17 protein-coding genes are annotated in these 18,794 nt (G+C 33.4%); 6 read left to right on the top strand and 11 right to left on the bottom strand.

Translation table 11 applies throughout. The annotated features are described in order from the left end of the window. Positions 1 to 41 precede the first annotated feature (41 nt). From GQR94_RS19350 to GQR94_RS19375, 6 genes are all read right to left on the bottom strand, one after another. Complete coding sequence (locus tag GQR94_RS19350; RefSeq protein ID WP_158978341.1) at positions 42 to 368, bottom strand: hypothetical protein; 327 nt, start codon at positions 366 to 368, stop codon at positions 42 to 44. Between the two features lie 100 nt (positions 369 to 468). Beyond that, a complete protein-coding gene (locus tag GQR94_RS19355; RefSeq protein ID WP_158978343.1) occupies positions 469 to 1,236 on the bottom strand; it encodes a hypothetical protein in 768 nt (255 codons plus the stop codon). 31 nt (positions 1,237 to 1,267) lie between these two features. After that, positions 1,268 to 2,986 (bottom strand): hypothetical protein, encoded by a 1,719-nt coding sequence (locus GQR94_RS19360; RefSeq protein WP_158978345.1) that lies wholly within the window; start codon positions 2,984 to 2,986, stop codon positions 1,268 to 1,270. A 10-nt stretch (positions 2,987 to 2,996) separates the two neighbouring features. After that, entirely contained in the window at positions 2,997 to 4,550 is a 1,554-nt protein-coding gene (locus tag GQR94_RS19365; RefSeq protein ID WP_158978347.1) for an FMN-binding glutamate synthase family protein, read from the bottom strand. A gap of 113 nt (positions 4,551 to 4,663) precedes the next feature. Then, positions 4,664 to 5,938 (bottom strand): amidohydrolase, encoded by a 1,275-nt coding sequence (locus GQR94_RS19370; protein ID WP_158978349.1) that lies wholly within the window; start codon positions 5,936 to 5,938, stop codon positions 4,664 to 4,666. A 3-nt stretch (positions 5,939 to 5,941) separates the two neighbouring features. Then, positions 5,942 to 6,481 carry a DsrE family protein gene (locus GQR94_RS19375; protein ID WP_158978351.1) on the bottom strand — a complete coding sequence of 180 codons (540 nt, stop codon included), beginning with the start codon at positions 6,479 to 6,481 and terminating at the stop codon, positions 5,942 to 5,944. Positions 6,482 to 6,612: 131 nt separating this feature from the next. On the opposite strand from GQR94_RS19375, the gene GQR94_RS19380 reads away from it, so the two are divergent. From GQR94_RS19380 to GQR94_RS19400, 5 genes are all read left to right on the top strand, one after another. Beyond that, positions 6,613 to 8,985 (top strand): ATP-dependent helicase, encoded by a 2,373-nt coding sequence (locus GQR94_RS19380; protein WP_370458301.1) that lies wholly within the window; start codon positions 6,613 to 6,615, stop codon positions 8,983 to 8,985. A 20-nt stretch (positions 8,986 to 9,005) separates the two neighbouring features. Further along, the gene (locus GQR94_RS19385) at positions 9,006 to 9,293 is read left to right on the top strand and encodes a putative quinol monooxygenase (protein ID WP_158978355.1); all 288 of its coding nucleotides are present in this window, start codon (positions 9,006 to 9,008) and stop codon (positions 9,291 to 9,293) included. A gap of 5 nt (positions 9,294 to 9,298) precedes the next feature. Beyond that, complete coding sequence (locus GQR94_RS19390) at positions 9,299 to 9,682, top strand: VOC family protein (RefSeq protein ID WP_158978357.1); 384 nt, start codon at positions 9,299 to 9,301, stop codon at positions 9,680 to 9,682. Positions 9,683 to 9,799: 117 nt separating this feature from the next. Continuing rightward, positions 9,800 to 11,497 carry an alkaline phosphatase gene (locus GQR94_RS19395; protein WP_158978359.1) on the top strand — a complete coding sequence of 566 codons (1,698 nt, stop codon included), beginning with the start codon at positions 9,800 to 9,802 and terminating at the stop codon, positions 11,495 to 11,497. A gap of 144 nt (positions 11,498 to 11,641) precedes the next feature. Continuing rightward, entirely contained in the window at positions 11,642 to 12,262 is a 621-nt protein-coding gene (locus GQR94_RS19400; protein WP_158978361.1) for an L-threonylcarbamoyladenylate synthase, read from the top strand. A gap of 72 nt (positions 12,263 to 12,334) precedes the next feature. On the opposite strand, the gene GQR94_RS19405 is transcribed toward GQR94_RS19400, so the two are convergent. From GQR94_RS19405 to GQR94_RS19415, 3 genes are all read right to left on the bottom strand, one after another. After that, positions 12,335 to 13,186 carry an OmpA family protein gene (locus GQR94_RS19405; RefSeq protein ID WP_158978362.1) on the bottom strand — a complete coding sequence of 284 codons (852 nt, stop codon included), beginning with the start codon at positions 13,184 to 13,186 and terminating at the stop codon, positions 12,335 to 12,337. Positions 13,187 to 13,263: 77 nt separating this feature from the next. Then, a complete protein-coding gene (locus GQR94_RS19410; protein WP_158978364.1) occupies positions 13,264 to 14,268 on the bottom strand; it encodes a glycosyltransferase family 2 protein in 1,005 nt (334 codons plus the stop codon). Between the two features lie 86 nt (positions 14,269 to 14,354). Beyond that, positions 14,355 to 14,801 (bottom strand): type I restriction enzyme HsdR N-terminal domain-containing protein, encoded by a 447-nt coding sequence (locus GQR94_RS19415; protein WP_158978367.1) that lies wholly within the window; start codon positions 14,799 to 14,801, stop codon positions 14,355 to 14,357. Between the two features lie 26 nt (positions 14,802 to 14,827). Here GQR94_RS19415 and holA point away from each other — a divergent pair, with 26 nt between their 5' ends. Further along, the gene (gene holA, locus GQR94_RS19420) at positions 14,828 to 15,826 is read left to right on the top strand and encodes a DNA polymerase III subunit delta (protein WP_158978369.1); all 999 of its coding nucleotides are present in this window, start codon (positions 14,828 to 14,830) and stop codon (positions 15,824 to 15,826) included. Here holA and GQR94_RS19425 read toward each other — a convergent pair whose 3' ends face one another. After that, positions 15,827 to 16,204, bottom strand: coding sequence for a DoxX family protein (locus tag GQR94_RS19425; RefSeq protein ID WP_158978371.1), 378 nt, complete (start codon positions 16,202 to 16,204; stop codon positions 15,827 to 15,829). It abuts the gene before it with no gap. Positions 16,205 to 16,368: 164 nt separating this feature from the next. Further along, positions 16,369 to 18,780: a thiamine pyrophosphate-dependent enzyme gene (locus GQR94_RS19430; RefSeq protein ID WP_158978373.1), complete on the bottom strand. Its 2,412-nt coding sequence runs from the start codon at positions 18,778 to 18,780 to the stop codon at positions 16,369 to 16,371. Positions 18,781 to 18,794: the final 14 nt, after the last annotated feature.

An 18,794-nucleotide genomic window follows, 5' to 3' on the forward strand; every position in this document is an offset into this window, starting at 1 on the left:
TTTAAAACGAAGTAATATTTAAAAAAGTATTTTAATGAAATTTATCTCATTAAAAGTTTAGTGGAAACCTTATAGGTTGCGGTATATATCATGCCAGATTCCCCTTTCTTAAAATTGAAAAATGCTTTTTTATACCATTTTGGATCTGTAGCTTTTTTGTTGTGCGTTTCATGGCTAGAAATACCAAAAGATGCACCATTTAATTGTGCTTCAATAGTATAGATACCAATTCCAGAATATTCACATTTTTGTAAGATTGTTTCAAAATCAGCTTCTGAAAAATAATGAATCCCATCAGCCTCAAAATTCTCATTAACATTTTTTAAATCGACAAATACATTTTTCTCTAAAAATTCTTGTTGTTCCATAATTATAAATACTATTTATGTATTTCGCGCGAAAGTAATTAAAAATTCATCTTGAATGATACGTAACGCATTTTATTAATTTGTCTTATCAAATCAATTTTTAATTATTCTCTTTAATTTGTTCTCGGACTGAAAAATAAAAGGTATCAAATTTTGGTGAAATACGAATATTTAAACCTTCTGTAAATCCTCCATCTTTGGTCGTTGCTATCAAACGATTATTAACTATTCCAAATTGTTTCTGGAACATATTGGCCAAAACAGTAGCCTGATTTAATGCTACATCAAACTCACCCGTATTGCTTACGCCTTCAATAGTTACCAAAGCATCTGCATATCGCTTTAAAACCGTTGCTATTTTTGATAATAGCGCTTCAGTCGTCACATCTTTAGACGCTATACCATTTCTTGTAGCCTCATTTAAGGAAATTATCACAGCTCCATTCGCTACATTAAGATTGCTATTTTCGCCTAGACTCTTCTTTAAGTCGGTTAATATCGCTAATGCGATAGAATCATGACTGCTGAATTTATCATTAATAAACTTCAATTTAGCTTCTTTGTCACGTAAGCTTTCTAATGTTTTTCCAATATTATCAGACTTTTCAATAGAAGCCTTAGTGAAATTATTGATATTTTGCATTAAAGATTTATTCGTAACCAATAACTCATCTGCTTGTGATTTATAAGAATCAGCTTCTGTTTTACTTACCACTTCTCTTTTTCTTGAAACAACCAACATATTGTTAATAGAATCTTTAGATGCTTTTAAATTTTGAATTTCTAGTAAGAGATCAGATTTTTTCTGAGCTTGTATCGAATTAACGCTTACGAAAAGTATACTTAAAAGTGTAAAATATTTAATCATTTTATTATAAGATTTATGGGGCTAAATTAAATTATTCTTCTAGATTTTCTGGATTATTATTTTTTAATTCTCCAATAGTTTTAGAATCTGGAGCTCTTGTAATTTCATTAAATTTATGCAAATTAGAGATATTCTCAATATCGCTGTTGGAATTAATGCCGGCAAGTACTTTATTTTTATCAATATGTCCGCTAATACAATTGACAATATCATTTAAGAAATTATCATCTTTATCCATTTCTAAAATAAAACGAAAGCCTTCTAAATTATTCGTTGAAACATCGGCAAGGGTAGTGGTCACAATTTCACTAACAAAAATCCAAGACGTAGATTTTGTATGCATAATAGTATTCTCACTGCGGGTACTATCATACACAGACATTCCTGTTGCTATTTTCGATTCATTAAAAGTACCATGTGACGTAAATTGCACTAAATGTGACGTAAACTGCATTTCTCCCCAAAATATATGAGCAATTCTAACCCAGTAATACTGGAAAGTGAACAAAATAGCGGCAAAGAAAAAAGTGTTGAAATAATTTCTAAATGAAAAATCATTGGCAAAACTATTCAGGTTTAAAAAAATGATAACACATCCTGAAACAGCCATTAACCGACCAACAACAGCAATAATAAAGCGTATTTGTTCCATTTTTTTACTTACTAAAACTTCGCGGTATATGGGTTGTGTTTCTTGAATGGTATCTCCTTTAAAATTTCCTTTATTTTGTGCTCCTTCAAATTCTAGAACAGGGTTCATTTCTCTATAAATTCTATTCGGTAATTCTTTATACCTTTTATTAGCCATTTCTAAATCGAAAAAGCGAAACAAATCCCTTGGATGGTGCTCTAGTTGCAATTCATTTAAATATTCACTAACAGCGGTATTAGGTACTGTTTCATTTACTCTAGTTTTAGCTAAAAAAAAGGCAGCGAAAGTCGTTAATATTCCTAAAAATAATAGGGTGAATATACTGCCAAAAACACTGATACCAAGTGGAATAAAATCGACAGTAGTTTCTGATAATTTTGCCATAACTACAGGCAAAATAATTGCTAATACAATAGGGATAATAATCGCCTTTACACTAATCCTACGAGAAATTTTCGTATTTAATTTTGCATTTGTAGGCCTGTTTTTATACCAAACCACTAAAAGATATAGAGATAATATTAAGGCATACCATTCTAAAATAGTATTTGCATTATGTACATCTAGCATCCCGGTTTTAATAGTAAAAAGGCCTAATAAAAATATGAGAACGGAAACGATTGATTTAATAACCGCAACCGAAACACCATCTATCATAGCTCTATATGCCGGTGGTAAAAATAAAAAGTTGGGAATAAGCGTAATTACAAATCTAGAGAAGAAATTATCTTTTTCTTGAAAAGTAAAATTCAACCGTTTTTTAAGCATTTCTGCTAGTTCACTTGGTTTATAAGCCATGTTTTTGCGGTCATCTTTCTCGTTACTCAAATTCCCAGGTACATTTCTGCCCACCAAAAAACGGAACATATAAAAACTACCGCGTATTAAGGAATAAACACCCCATGATAAAAAAGACAAAGCAACTCCTAGTTTTAACCATGCGGTTGATTTTAATCCCGAATTTAAATCTGATGAGATATTAAAAACTAGTATAATTCCAAGTATTAGGATAAGGAGTCCTCGTGTTAATTCTAAAAAACCTTCTAATTTAAAAGGATTTTTTATGCCTAATGTATCTTTCCCGTAATCAAATGCCATAGGTAAATTATTAATTCATTTTTTTTCCTCCTAAATGCATACAATCGTATAATTCTTGTACACCATTAAAAGGAACTGGATTCTTCTGATATTTATATGTGGATCTTAAATCTCTATTTAAATCGGTATCATCTACATTCACTTGAATATCTTCCATATGAAACTGACATGGATGTTCATAACCTGCAGCATGTGTAATTTCTAAAAATTCTTTTCTAAATGTTTTGAAATATTGTGCCAAACGTTCTGATTTCAACGAAATATCTATTCCGTTTTGTAACCATTTGCTTTGTGTTGCTATACCAGTAGGACAGCGATTTGTATGACATACCTGTGCTTGGATACAACCAATACTCATCATTGCCTCACGGGCAACATTAATACAATCTGCGCCCATAGCAAAGGCCATAGCTGCTTTAGCCGGAAAACCTAATTTACCACTACCAATAAACACAATCCTATCGGTTAAATCCCTATTCAAGAATACTTTATAAACACTAGAGAAACCATATACCCAAGGTAAAGATACATGATCGGCAAAACTTGGAGGAGCAGCACCTGTACCACCTTCACCACCATCAACCGTAATAAAATCAGGACCTTTGCCTGTTTTTTTCATGACATCTGCCAATTCTTCCCATTGGTCTAATTTTCCAATAGCTCCCTTTATCCCAACAGGTAAACCTGTTTCTTCTGCTATTTTTTCAATTAACTGTAATAATTCAGGTACAGACTTAAATGCTTTGTGGGTCGCAGGAGATAATACATCTTTACCTACTTCTACACCTCTAATTTCTGCTAGTTCGGGTGTTATTTTTGCACCTGGCAAAACACCCCCTTTTCCTGGTTTAGCACCTTGAGACAGCTTAATCTCAATCGCTTTTATACACGGATTATCTGCAACGAGTTTTTTTAGCTTTTCTATAGACAAGCTTCCTTCATCACTACGAACACCAAAATATCCTGTACCAAAGTGAAAAACAACATCACCACCTTGTTTGTGGTACGGGGATAGTCCACCTTCGCCTGTGTTATGATAAGCACCTGCTAAGCCAACTCCTTTATTCATAGCCGACACCGCCGCTGCAGAAAGTGAGCCAAAACTCATGGCTGATACGTTAATGACAGATGCAGGTCGGTATGGTTTTCTACGCTTGTTGTAGGCACCAATTACCTTGGCACAAGGAATAAAACTTTTATCTTCTATATTAGGATGGTTTTCTGGTACTTCATACGCCATCATCTGATTTTTCACGAAGATATATTGGTGCGCATAAATATCTCTATCCGTACCAAAACCTTCATAATTATTCTCGTTCTTAGCAGAAGCGTAAATCCACCCACGTTCAATACGGTTAAAGGGTAATTCTTCTCTGTTATTCGAAACAAAATACTGGCGCATTTCTGGTCCAATACTCTCTAGCCAATATCTAATATGTCCTACAATGGGGAAGTTGTGTGAAATTGTATGTGCTTTTTGAAAAAAAACATCTCGAATAGCAATAACAAGAATAATCAGCAATAGCCATACATACCACGGAATATTTGTAAAAAAATCAATCATGTACTGAACGTTTCAAATAAAATTAATATAGATAACAAACCTATAAAAAAAAACGAGTTCAAAATTAATTATTATTAAAATTGAACTCGAAAATAGCGTAAGATGCTTATTTATTATTTATTTAGATAGTCTATGCTCATCGCTGTTAAGGTTTTAACCCCTAAAAGCATACCACTATCATCTATTTTAAAATCAGGTGTATGATGAGGAAAAGCTTCTGTATTTCCTGGAGTCATACCTCCTAAAAAGAAATAGAAGCCAGGGACTTTTTCTTGAAAATAAGAAAAATCTTCGGCGCCAGTTACTGCTTTCTGAACTTGTACATTCTCTTTACCCGCTACTTTTTCCATAGAAGGCACCATTTGCAATACTAAATCTGGATCATTATATGTGATTGCTGTACTATTTGTGATATTAATAGTAGCATCACCACCATATGTCTTAGCAATTGCAGGAACCATTTCTTCCATTCTACGGTTGATAAGTTTTTGCATATCATAATCCAACGTTCTAATAGTACCTATCATATTCGCACTTTCAGGAATAATATTAAAACGTACACCACTGGTAATTTTTCCTACTGTAATTACTGCTGCTTCATTCGTTAAATCTACTTCTCGGCTGATAATAGTTTGTAATCCATCAATTATTTTTGCACTAATTAATATAGGATCAACGCCAGACCATGGTTGTGAACCGTGACTTTGCTTTCCTTTAACTTTAATTTCAAACCATTGTGCAGCAGCCATAGTCCCACCTGACTTATAACGGATGGTACCTACGGGCGTAGCTGAATTTATATGTAAGCCAAAAATAACATCTACATCTGGATTTTTTAAAACACCTTCTTTAATCATTAACGCCGCTCCTCCTTCTTCTCCTGGAGGCGGACCTTCTTCTGCGGGTTGAAAAATAAATTTTATAGTGCCTTTTATTTTATCCTTGTTTTTTGATAAAACTTCTGCAACTCCCATTAAGATGGCAATATGAGTATCATGACCACAAGCATGCATCACTCCAACCTGTTCACCAGCAAAATCGCCTACTTCATTAGATTTATATGCTAAATCATTACGTTCTGTAACAGGTAAACCATCTATATCTGCTCGTAAAGCAACCACTTTCCCTGGTTTATTTCCTTTTAAGATACCAACTACACCCGTTTTTGCAACTCCCGTTTGTACCTCAATACCTATGGATTTTAAATGTTTCGCTATTTTTTCTGCAGTTTTAAACTCCCTATTTGAAAGCTCAGGATATTGATGAAAATCTCTACGCCAATCAATTATTTTTTTTTCAACGGAGTTAAAATCTTTCTCTGAAACCGTATTTTGGGCAAATGCACAAAATCCGAAAAGCAGAAAAGCTTTGAGTACTAGTTTATTCATATATTAAAATTTAATTAGTCTATAATTATCATTCTGTAAGGAAATAAGTGCAGTCATAGCAGATAATGAAAGCTGAATACCGCTAATCATTTCTTTTCTTTCTATTTTCCTAGAATTAGCCGATTGTCCACAAAAAATTACTTGAACATCTGCCGCAATTAATGCTTTTATTAAGTGTAAATTAGGATTTTTAATACCATATCTTTTTTCATAAGCAGCATCTGTTAATACATCTTTCGTTGCAGATCCATGAATGACTAAAGCTGCTTTAATCTGATTTTCAGGAATTCCCGCTTGGGCATGCATATTTAAAAAACGAGCCCCAGTTTCTATATAAGGATTAATTTTATCTTGCTCTTCGGGACTATTACTCACATCAAAAACAGCCTTAAATTCTTGTGTAACATCCACTTTAAAGTCAGGATTTTCTACTTTATAGACTGCTCCAAACTCTTTGATTATTGGTCCTGCAGATTTTTCTTGTCCAAAACTTAAATTTAAAAGAATAATAGATAGAATTACAGAATTTAGTATTGATTTCATTGCGATTTAAATAAACTGTTGAATTAAATGAAGTAAATTGCTTCTTTTCTTCAAATATATTCAAAATTGATTTTAACACATAACTTTTTGTTTATAATTATTAGAAGCATCATTTTAGTATGCTGGCAATTATGGTTAAATTCACCGTTCCAAAAAAATCAAATAAAAAACAGTTGGAAAAATATATAAATCAATTAAATGATGCTCAACGAGCACCAGTTTTACATAAAGATGGACCGTTAATTGTGATTGCTGGTGCAGGATCAGGAAAAACACGTGTATTAACCTACCGAATTGCTTATCTAATGAGTTTAGGAATAGACTCATTTAATATTTTAGCACTTACTTTCACCAACAAAGCAGCCCGTGAAATGAAAGCTAGGATTGCTGCTATTGTAGGAAATACTGAAGCAAAAAACTTGATGATGGGAACTTTCCACTCTGTTTTTGCCAGATTATTACGTTATGATGGGGATAAACTGGGGTACCCAAGTAATTTTACAATTTATGATACGCAAGATTCTCAGCGTTTAATTGCATCCATTATTAAAGAAATGGGACTTGATAAAGATGTCTATAAATACAAGCAAGTCCAAAATAGAATATCATCTTATAAAAACAGTTTAATTACAGTTAGAGCCTATTTTAATGATGCCGAATTACAAGAGGCTGATGCGATGGCGAAACGTCCTAGAATGGGAGACATCTACCAAAACTATGTAGATCGATGTTTTAAAGCTGGAGCTATGGATTTTGATGATTTATTATTAAGAACCAATGAGTTACTAAATAAATTTCCTGAAGTTTTAGCGAAGTACCAAGAACGTTTTAGATATATTTTAGTAGATGAGTACCAAGATACAAACCACTCTCAGTATTTAATTATTAAGGCCTTATCTGATAAGTTTCAGAATATTTGTGTGGTAGGTGATGATGCACAAAGTATCTATTCTTTCCGTGGTGCCAATATTAGCAATATATTAAATTTCCAAAAAGATTATGATAATGTAGTGATGTATCGTCTGGAACAAAATTATCGATCTACGCGAAATATTGTAAATGCTGCAAATTCTATTATCGCAAAAAATACAAATCAGCTAGAAAAAGTCGTTTGGACGGATAATGATGATGGTCCTGCAATAAAAATTCACAGAAGTACAACTGATGCTGAAGAAGGTAGATTTGTTGCGGGTTCCATTTTTGAAAACCGCATGCAACACCAGATGTCTAATGGAAGCTTTGCCGTTCTTTATCGTACCAACTCACAATCAAGAGCTATAGAAGATGCTTTGCGTAAACGTGATATCCCTTACCGTATTTATGGCGGTTTATCCTTCTACCAGAGAAAAGAAATTAAAGATGTTCTTTCTTATTTGCGATTGGTTATTAATCCTAAAGACGAAGAAGCATTAAAACGGGTCATAAATTTTCCTGCTCGAGGAATAGGAATGAGCACTTTAGATAAATTGACTGTTGCAGCAAATCATTATGGGCGATCTATTTTTGAGGTAATTGAAAATTTAGAACGAATAAACCTAAAAATTAATGCTGGTACCAAAAGAAAATTAGTAGATTTCACTAACATGATTAAGAGTTTCCAAATCATGAATGAAACGGTTAATGCTTTTGAAATATCAGAACACGTAGCTAAAAAAACGGGAATTCTTTTAGAGTTTAAAAAAGATGGTACACCTGAAGGAATTGCCAAAATGGACAATATTGAGGAGCTTTTAAACGGTATAAAAGATTTTGTTGAAGGACAAAAAGAAGTTGTAGATGCGACTGGAAATATTAGTGAGTTTCTTGAAGATGTTGCTTTAGCTACAGATTTAGATAATGATACGGGTGATGATGATCGGGTTGCATTAATGACTATTCACTTGGCAAAAGGACTTGAATTCCCTCATGTATATATTGTTGGAATGGAAGAAGACTTATTCCCTTCTGGAATGAGTATGAGTACCCGTAGTGAGCTGGAAGAGGAGCGAAGGTTGTTCTATGTAGCCATTACAAGAGCAGAAAAACAAGCGTATTTAACGTATACTCAAAACAGGTACCGTTGGGGTAAATTAATTGATGCCGAACCCAGCAGGTTCTTAGAAGAAATAGATGAAAAATATATCGAAAACTTAACCCCTGTTGACAAACCAGGATACCGCTACAAATCTATGATGGATACGGATATCTTCGGAGAAGTAGATAAAAGTAGACTTCGTCAAATTAAACCTACCAGTGGTATTCCACCAAGTACCGCAAAGCCAAATGAAAATCAGCTTAGAAAACTTAGAAAACTAAAACCAGAATTAGCACAACCTATCGGTAACACAAATACGGTAGACCCAAATCTTGCAGAAGGTAGCTTAATTAACCATACCCGTTTTGGCCGTGGTACTGTTGTGAAAATAGAAGGTATTGGTAATGATCGTAAAGCTGAGATACAGTTTGATGGCGCAGGAATAAAAAAACTTCTTCTACGTTTTGCTAAGCTAGAAGTAATTGGTTAAAAATAACGCAATATACTGTTATGAAAATATACTTAAGTGTTCATATAAAAAGTAAACCTGAGCATCAGGAAGAAGTAAAAGCTATTTTACAAAACTTAGTCGTACAAACCTTAAAGGAAGAGGGGTGTATCCGGTATGATTTACATCAAGGTATAGATGAGGAAAGCACCTTTGTTTTTTATGAAATTTGGAGAGATCAAAAAGCATTAGATTTCCATAATCAAACATCCTATATAAAAGCATTAAATGCCTTATTGGAAAATAAGTTAGCATCTGAAGCTGCATTGGTAAAAACAACCATACTCTAAGTAAGATGTTTAAAGGGATCCACCATGTAGCTATTATCTGTTCTGATTATAAAAAATCTAAGCAGTTTTATTCGGAGATTTTGGGTTTAAGAATTCTTCAAGAAGTGTATCGGGAAGAAAGAAATTCTTATAAATTAGACCTTGCCATTGGCGATCACTATTGCATTGAGTTATTTTCATTCCCTGAAGCTCCTTCAAGACCATCTTATCCTGAAGCACGTGGATTACGGCATTTAGCTTTTGAAGTAGAAGATATCACAAGTACTGTAAAAGCGCTAAATTTAAAAGGAGTACTCACCGAGGCAATCAAGATAGACGAACATACCGGAAAGAAATTTACCTTCTTTGCAGACCCCGATAATTTGCCTTTAGAAATATATGAGCACTAAATTATACAGCACAATTTCGCTCCAACTGGGTCAAATCATTACGGTAACAATTCCATAAAGTTTAACTAACCATAGAGTTATATAATAGTATCATTTTTGATAAAAATTTTACTATTTATGTCAACCAAGAACACTACGAGAAGAAAATTTATTCAAAGAACCTTACTAGCTTCAGGAGGAATTATTTTAGCTCCTAATTTTATAAGCTGTAAAAATGATGATGATCTTACGGTATCAGAATTAGATACTACGCAATTAACTATTAAAAACTTTAATCAGGGAATTGCGAGTTTTGATCCAAGCAGTTCATCTGTCCTTTTATGGACACGCTACGCTTCTGCAAATTCAGAAATTATATGGGAAGTAGCTACAGAGGCTAGTTTTTCATCGGTATTGAGAAGTGGAAAAATCACTACGGAAGCCTCTAGAGATAATACGCTTGCTATTGAGCTTACAGAATTAGAGGAAAATTTAAAGCTGTACTACAGGTTTGCTAATGTCACAGAGAATGCCATCTCTGTTGTTGGCGAAACCATTACACTTCCTAAAGAAGCATCTTCCGTAAAACTTGCAGTATGTTCTTGTTCTAATTACCAAGCTGGTTTATTTAACGCTTATGATGCGATGGCCAATTCAGATGCTGATGTCATTGTACATTTAGGTGATTATTTTTACGAATATGGTGCTGGAGGTTATGGTGCTACAGTAGAAAATGCCTCTTTAAACCGCCAGCATGAACCTGCAAATGAAATTATAACATTAGAAGATTACAGAATTAGATACAAACAATACCGCTCTGATGCCGATTTGCAGTTGGCGCATCAGAAAAAGCCTTTTATATGTATTTGGGATGATCATGAAATTGCCAATGACACGTATAAAAATGGCGCAGAGAACCATGATGAAGCCACAGAAGGAAGTTTTGAAGTAAGAAAACAAAATGCATTACAAGCGTATAGTGAATACTTACCTTTTTCAAGACAAGATAAAAACAATAACAGTTTAATATACAGAACCATAAATATTGGAAATCTTGTAAATATGATTATGTTAGATACTCGACTTATTGGTAGAGACAAACAATTAAGCATAGGCAACTATTTTACCGCTACTGGTTTAGACACAGTAGCTTTAGAACAGGATTTGAATGAAGCTTCTAGAAGTATTTTAGGAACGACTCAAAAAGATTGGTTATTAAGTGAGTTAGCAAGTAACACCAACCCATGGCAGGTATTAGGGCAACAGGTTTTAATGGGGCAAATGGAAATCCCTATTGCGATGCTTACTGCTTTTGGTGCTGATAATTTCGCAGAAATACTTACGGAGCTTGTAACGATAAAAGTAAGAATGCAAAACAATGACCCGAGCCTAACGGACGCAGAGAAAGCAAGTGTTTTAATTACGGTGCCTTATAATTTAGATGCCTGGGATGGGTATCCAGGAGATAGAGAGCAAATCTACCAAGCCTTAAACGGAAAAAAAATAATTACTTTAGCCGGAGATACACATAATGCTTGGAACAATACATTGTACGCTGCAGATGGTACAGAAGTAGGCATGGAACTTGCTACTTCTAGTATTAGTTCACCTGGTTTTGAAACCTATTTAGGGACAACAGATCCTGCTTTCTTAGGAGGTTTTGAGCAAGCACTAACCACCTTAATAGATGGATTAGCTTATTTTGATGCTTCTAGAAGAGGCTACATGATGACAACTTTTACAAAAACAGAAGTAACTTCTGAGTGGATTTATGTAGATACTATTTTATCATCTTCCTATGAAACGAGTATTGGTCATACCGTTACGTATTCCTAATATTCATTACTATTAAAAAATTAAGAAGATCCATTAGTTGTTACTAGTGGATTTTCACTTTGTTATAGGCTTAACAATTACTCAGCGCATAATTTTACATCACATGAATAAAAAATAGTACCTTTAATAGATCATTTTAAAACTATGTCTGAGTTCATTAAAATCTATCCGGAAAACCCAAATCCGAAAGAAATAAAAAAGGTGGTACAAGTACTTAAAAAAGGTGGATTAGTAATTTACCCTACAGATACTGTGTATGGCTTGGGTTGTGATATTACCAATACAAAAGCTTTAGAAAAAATTGCTAGAATTAAAGGTATTAAACTAGACAAGGCTAATTGGTCTTTTATCTGTGCAGATTTAAGTAATTTATCAGATTATGTCCGTCAGATAGATACACCAACCTTTAAAATTTTAAAACGTGCATTGCCTGGTCCTTATACTTTTATTTTACCAGGGAATAATAAGCTCCCAAAAGAGTTTAAAAAGAAAAAAACTGTAGGTATTCGTGTACCTGACAATTCTATCGCTAAGGCCATTGTAGAGGCTTTAGGGAACCCAATAGTATCTACATCTATAAGAGATGATGATGAAGTTTTGGAGTATACAACGGATCCTGAGTTAATTTTTGAAAAATGGCAGAATCTAGTAGATATTGTTATAGATGGAGGTTATGGAGATAATACAGCGTCAACGGTGATTGATTTATCCGAAGGTGAACCTGTAGTGATTAGAGAAGGTAAAGGTCCTATTGACATTTTCTAACAAATATGTATTAACATTTAAGCATAAAAAAAGGCGACCAATTGGTCGCCTTTTATATGGAATATCAATTTATTAGTTATTGATAGCAGGATCTTTCATTCCTTCTTCAATCATTTCATAGAACTGATCAATTTTTGGAAGTACTACAATACGTGTTCTTCTGTTTTTAGCTTTATCAGTTGAAGATAAAGGAACATAAGAAGATCTTGCTGCAGCAGTCATACGCTTAGGATCTACATTGTAATCATTTTGTAAAATACGAACAACAGCTGTTGCACGTTTAGCACTTAAATCCCAGTTGTCTAACAAAACACCTTTTCTGTAAGGAACATCATCAGTATGTCCTTCAACTAAAAATTCGAAATCTGGTTTGTTATTTACAACCTTAGCAACTTTACCCAAAACTTCTTTAGCTCTATTTGTTACATTGTAACTGCCGCTGCTAAATAATAATTTATCAGAGATAGATACGAAAACAACACCTTTTTCAACGCTAATTTCAATGTCTTCATCATCAAGATTTCCTAAAACACCTTTTAAGCTCTGTACTAAAGATAAGTTTACAGAATCTCTACGCGTAATTGCATCGTTCAATTTTCTGATCGTCAAATCTTTTTCTTGTAAACTTTCTAAAGACTTCTCAAGGTTTTGTGCACCTTTAGAAGATAGGGTAGTTAAGTTACCCATGTTGTTTATTAAATCTTGATTGTTGCTTTTTAAGAATGCATTTTGATCCTCTAAAGTTTTTAACTTTGAAGAAGCAGATGCTTTTTCTTCTAAACAAGTGTTTAATTTTACAGTTGCCGAGTTTAATAAATCTTGAGTTTCTTTACTTTTTGCCTCTAAGTCGGCATATTTTTTTTGTGACACACAAGAGGATAATAATAAAGTAACCCCTAAACAGCCTAAAATGATTTTGTTCATAATTATTAATGCTTAAATTAATTTGTTAATTCTTAGCAAAATTATACAAAAAGAAATACGTTAACATTTCGCTTTCGTTAATGTTTTACTAAATTCTTGAACTTTCTATTATGATATACGAAGTGAGACCATACAATGGACTTTACGGTATAATAATTTGGCATATATTTAGTCTTTTCACGTTTCTTAAAGATTTTTGCAAAATTTAAGTAAAAACTTAAATGAGCCTTTAAAATAGCGAAGCAATGACTAAATTTTCCTTGAAAAATAAAACGAATTCCAGCAACACCATCTAAAAGTAGACGGAAAAATATAATGGGAAATGCTTTTTTTCTGGGTAAATTTTTGGTGATAGAATAGAGCGAATTTCTAAAATTTAAAAAAGTTTTCTTCGGGTTCATATTACTCAAAGTAGAACCTCCTAAATGATATATTTTTGAAGTACCTATATAAAATATTTTATACCCATGATTATGAGCACGCCAACATAAATCAACTTCTTCTTGGTGCGCAAAATAATCTTCATCAAATCCCTTTAATTCTCTAAAAACTTTACTTTTAATAAATAAGCAAGCTCCTGTAGCCCAAAATATCTCTTTTACGTCATCATATTGACCTTTATCTTTTTCTAAGGCTTGAAATATTCTGCCTCTACAAAAAGGATAGCCTAATTGATCTATAAAACCACCGGCTGCACCTGCGTATTCAAAATAGTCTTTACGTTTATAATCTAGAATCTTAGGTTGGATAATTGCTACCTCCGGATGATCGTTAAAATGATTTTCTATGGGGATTAACCAATTTTCAGTGACTTCTACATCAGAATTTAAAAGACAAAATACATCAGCATCTACATGCTCTAAGGCATCATTGTACCCTTTTGCATACCCACCATTACTCGTATTTTGAATAATTTTAATTTCTGGATAATTTGTTTTAATAAATGAAATAGAATTATCAGTAGAAGCATTATCAGCAACATATAGTGCTGCCCCTTCTGAAAATTTTTGAACAGAGGGTAAAAATTGTTCTAATAATTCTTCTCCATTCCAATTAAGTATAACAACTGCAATTTTCAACATGAACTAATTTGCTGGATATTTTTCATTTAACAACAGTTACTACTAAAAAGTACAATAGTGTTAAGATTATTTTTGAAGTTCACAAATTAACGGCTAAATTCAGGAATATCACGCAAAAAAGAATACTTTTCTTCCTGAAAATCCATTTCACAATAAAAATGTGATAATCCATTGCTTACCATTAAATACTCAGCCTGTAGTTGCATGTTGTATCTAGCGATCTGATCAAAAACAGTTTGTGTTATACTAATTTCTGGAGCTTTACATTCCACTAAAACTTTTATCGTTCCATCAGAATTAAAGATAACAACATCATATCGTTTTACTAAACCATTAACCTTCAATTGTTTTTCCACATTAACAAGGCTTAAAGGGTACTTTTTTTCTGTAATAATATAGTGTACAATATGTTGCCTTACCCATTCTTCAGGTTGAAGAACCACAAATTTTTTACGAACAACATCAAAAATATAGACTTTATTTTCGCTATTTTTGAATCGGAAGTCATAAGCAGGAAAATTCAATACTTGCATGACACAAATTTGATGATTTTTTCTGAATGGATGAAGTAAAAAAGATTGTTAGCGATATAAAAGCAGGGAATATAAAACCTATTTATTTTTTAATGGGAGAAGAGGCTTATTATATTGATAAGCTGTCTGAATATATTGAAAACAATGTTCTTGCAGAAGAAGAACGCGGATTTAATCAAATGACTTTATATGGTAAGGATGTAACTGTTGATGATATTATTAGTAACGCTAAACGCTATCCAATGATGGCGGAACATCAAGTTATTATTGTTAAAGAAGCACAGCATTTAGCTAGAAGCATAGATGGCTTAGCTGCTTATGCTGAAAATCCACAGCCTACAACAGTTTTAGTTATTTGTTATAAATATGCAAAGCTTGATAAACGTAAAAAAGTCTATAAGGCTGTTCAAAAAGCAGGTGTTCTTTTTGAAAGCAAAAAATTATATGAAAACCAAGTATCTGATTGGATACGTAAAGTTTTAGCAGGTAGTGGGTACGGCATAACTCCTAAAGCGGCTATTCTTTTAGTAGAATTTTTGGGTACTGATTTGAGTAAGATTAATAATGAATTGGAAAAACTTAAATTAGTAATTCCAAAAACTCAAGAGATTACGCCCGAAGCCATTGAAGAGAACATAGGCATTAGTAAAGATTATAACAATTTTGAACTCAAAAAGGCTTTAGGGGAGCGCGACGTAATGAAAGCTACGCGTATTTTAAACTATTTTGCCCAAAACCCTAAAGACAACCCTTTTGTTTTGACAGTGACTTTATTGAATAGTTTTTTTATACAACTATTACAATATCATGGCATGAAAGACCACAATCCAAAAACAGTGGCTAGCGTTTTAGGCGTAAGCCCTTATTTCGTTGGAGAATATAAAACGGCAGCGAGGAATTACCCTATGAAAAAAGTGAGTATGATCATCGCGAGCTTGCGTGAATTAGATGTAAAAGGTAAAGGTGTAGGTGCAAGTTTATCACAAGAAGATCTACTGAAAGAACTCCTTGTGAAAATCATGTAATTATTTTTTATCAATACTGTACTTTCCTGGCCCAACGAACATAATCACTACAAAAAATGTAAGATAGAGTAGTGCTAATTCTTTTTTGGCAATGGGATCTGAACCGTGAGATATAAATGCAGCAACCCCCATAGTAATAGCGGTTGGTAATGCTGCCCATCTCGTTTTAAAGCCTATGATAATTAGGATTGGACACACCAACTCGCCTATAACGGCTAAAAATAAAGAAGGTGCAGCTCCTATACCAATTGGATCTGCAAACTCTAAATTGCCAGAAATTAATTTTTGAAATTTTGGAATACCGTGGGTTATCATTATAACCGAAGGAACTATGCGAAGTAACGCAAGTCCTATTTCATTAAATAGTTTTTTTTGCATTGTAATATTGGGGATAATTTTAATTAAAAGTAACAATAATTTAGCACTAACCTCAAGAGCAGCTGTACTTTTTATTGAAAAAAGCAAATGAGTTTTGAATTCATTTACTATTGTAAATAAATTCAAAACTTAAGTAAGAAAAATCCTTTAAAAATAGGTGTAGCCTATCTTAGTTTTGGAAATTTACTAGGATTAGCTTCGTGCATAATTCCGTAAACTTTTTCAAAAATATCTTCTGCATTTGGTTTAGAGAAATAATCTCCATCTGTGGCATAGGCCGGTCTGTGTGCTTTTGCTGTTAGCGTTTGTGGAGCACTATCTAAATAATGATAAGCGCCTTGATTTTCTACAATTTCTTGAACCAAATATGCGGAACAGCCTCCTGGCATATCTTCATCTACCACGAGTAACCTATTTGTTTTTTTAACACTCGCTACACAATCTTTTCTAATATCAAAAGGAAGCAGTGTTTGTGCATCTATCACTTCTACGTCAATACCAACTTCTTTGAGCTCTTGAGCCACTTGCAATACAATTCTTAAGGTAGAACCATAAGAAACCACAGTAAGGTCACTACCTTCCTTTACGGTCTCTACAACTCCAATAGGGGTGCAGATTTCTCCTAAGTTATTCGGTAAATCTTCTTTTAAGCGATATCCATTCAAACTTTCTATAACAATTGCAGGTTCATCACTTTTTAATAAAGTATTATAAAAACCAGCAGCTTTAACCATATTACGAGGAACAAGGATATACATTCCTCTTAAAAGATTGATAATACCTCCCATTTGTGATCCAGAATGCCAAATCCCTTCTAAACGATGTCCACGTGTTCGAATAATTAAAGGTGCTTTTTGCTTTCCAACAGTTCTATAAAGTAAAGTCGCTAAATCATCACTTAAAGTCTGTAAACCATACAATAAATAATCTAAATATTGTATTTCAGCAATAGGACGTAACCCTCTCATTGCTAATCCAATACCTTGTCCTACAATAGTAGCTTCACGAATGCCTGTATCTGCAATTCGCAATTCACCAAATTTTTTCTGTAGTCCTTCTAGTCCTTGGTTAACATCTCCAATGGCTCCTGTGTCTTCTCCGAAAATTAACGCTTCCGGATAATTAGTAAATAGCTTATCAAAATTTTCTTTCAGTATAATTCTACCATCTACTTTTTCTACGTCTGGCGTGTATTGTGCTTTTACTTCTGCTATACTTACAGCATTGTTTGGCAATTCGCTATATAAATGCGAACTAAACTTAGGCTGAACTTCTTTATAATAGCCATCAATAAAAGCAATCAATTCATCTTTAGCAGCTGTATTTTCTCCAATTAAATAGCGTAATGCTCTTCTAGCCTTAGATGCGATATCTTTTTTAATAGGTTCTTCTATAGCAATTAAATCGTTTTTAATTCGTGTAATGAATACTTTATTAGGACTACTTGCAGAAACTTTATCCAATAAAATAAGTAAGTCTTGCTTTGCACCTCTATGCGAATCTAAAAACTCATTCCAAGCTTCCTTTTTAGCTGTTCTAACGTTTTTACGAATTTCTTTTTCTATGACTTTTAATTCGTCATCTGTAGAAATACCTATCTCAAGAATCCATTCCCTAAAACGTTTATTACAATCGTTTTCACGTTCCCACTCTAAGCGTTCTTCATTTTTATATCTTTCATGTGAACCCGAGGTAGAGTGTCCTTGCGGTTGTGTTAACTCCTTTACATGAATTAAAACAGGAACATGTTCCTCTCTAGCTATATCAGCGGCATTCTCATAAGCATGAATTAACGCTGTATAATCCCAGCCATTAACCTTAAATATTTCGTACCCTTTCTCGTTCTCTGTTCTTTGAAACCCTTTTAAAATTTCAGAAATATTTTCTTTCGTAGTTTGATGTTTCGCATGAACTGATATTCCATATTCATCATCCCATACACTAATAACCATAGGAACTTGTAAGACACCCGCTGCATTAAAGGTTTCAAAAAAGTGACCTTCACTAGTACTCGCGTTCCCTATAGTTCCCCAAGCAATTTCATTCCCGTTTTTTGAAAACTTCGTAGTATCAATTCCCGATACGTTTCTATATATTTTTGATGCTTGCGCTAAACCTAACAGTCTAGGCATTTGACCAGCAGTTGGAGAAATATCTGCACTACTATTCGTTTGAGCAGTTAAATCTTTCCAGCTTCCATCTTCATTTAAACTGGGTGTTACAAAATGCCCGCCCATTTGCCTACCGGCTGACATTGGTTCTTTTGTTATATCAGTAGTCGCATATAAACCGTGGAAAAATTGTTTTGCACTTAAATGACCAAGAGCCATCATAAATGTTTGATCTCTATAATAACCACTTCTAAAATCGCCCTTCTTAAAAGAACGTGCCATGGCTAGTTGTGGTAATTCTTTTCCATCACCAAAAATTCCGAATTTTGCTTTACCGGTAAGTACTTCTCGTCGTCCTAACAAACTACATTCCCTGCTTAATACAGCGATTTCATAATCATTAAGAATTTGCTCCTTAAAGTCTTCAAAAGAAATGTCGTTATTGTCTTGCAGATTTACTTTCATCGTTAGAGTTTCAT

The organism is Cellulophaga sp. L1A9, from assembly GCF_009797025.1.
GTDB lineage: Bacteria > Bacteroidota > Bacteroidia > Flavobacteriales > Flavobacteriaceae > Cellulophaga.

Coding starts and splice junctions, on each gene's coding strand:
- GQR94_RS19350 (WP_158978341.1), bottom strand. CDS start 368: ATGGAACAACAAGAATTTTTAGAGAAAAATGTATTTGTCGATTTAAAA.
- GQR94_RS19355 (WP_158978343.1), bottom strand. CDS start 1,236: ATGATTAAATATTTTACACTTTTAAGTATACTTTTCGTAAGCGTTAAT.
- GQR94_RS19360 (WP_158978345.1), bottom strand. CDS start 2,986: ATGGCATTTGATTACGGGAAAGATACATTAGGCATAAAAAATCCTTTT.
- GQR94_RS19365 (WP_158978347.1), bottom strand. CDS start 4,550: ATGATTGATTTTTTTACAAATATTCCGTGGTATGTATGGCTATTGCTG.
- GQR94_RS19370 (WP_158978349.1), bottom strand. CDS start 5,938: ATGAATAAACTAGTACTCAAAGCTTTTCTGCTTTTCGGATTTTGTGCA.
- GQR94_RS19375 (WP_158978351.1), bottom strand. CDS start 6,481: ATGAAATCAATACTAAATTCTGTAATTCTATCTATTATTCTTTTAAAT.
- GQR94_RS19380 (WP_370458301.1), top strand. CDS start 6,613: ATGGTTAAATTCACCGTTCCAAAAAAATCAAATAAAAAACAGTTGGAA.
- GQR94_RS19385 (WP_158978355.1), top strand. CDS start 9,006: ATGAAAATATACTTAAGTGTTCATATAAAAAGTAAACCTGAGCATCAG.
- GQR94_RS19390 (WP_158978357.1), top strand. CDS start 9,299: ATGTTTAAAGGGATCCACCATGTAGCTATTATCTGTTCTGATTATAAA.
- GQR94_RS19395 (WP_158978359.1), top strand. CDS start 9,800: ATGTCAACCAAGAACACTACGAGAAGAAAATTTATTCAAAGAACCTTA.
- GQR94_RS19400 (WP_158978361.1), top strand. CDS start 11,642: ATGTCTGAGTTCATTAAAATCTATCCGGAAAACCCAAATCCGAAAGAA.
- GQR94_RS19405 (WP_158978362.1), bottom strand. CDS start 13,186: ATGAACAAAATCATTTTAGGCTGTTTAGGGGTTACTTTATTATTATCC.
- GQR94_RS19410 (WP_158978364.1), bottom strand. CDS start 14,268: ATGTTGAAAATTGCAGTTGTTATACTTAATTGGAATGGAGAAGAATTA.
- GQR94_RS19415 (WP_158978367.1), bottom strand. CDS start 14,801: ATGCAAGTATTGAATTTTCCTGCTTATGACTTCCGATTCAAAAATAGC.
- holA (WP_158978369.1), top strand. CDS start 14,828: ATGGATGAAGTAAAAAAGATTGTTAGCGATATAAAAGCAGGGAATATA.
- GQR94_RS19425 (WP_158978371.1), bottom strand. CDS start 16,204: ATGCAAAAAAAACTATTTAATGAAATAGGACTTGCGTTACTTCGCATA.
- GQR94_RS19430 (WP_158978373.1), bottom strand. CDS start 18,780: ATGAAAGTAAATCTGCAAGACAATAACGACATTTCTTTTGAAGACTTT.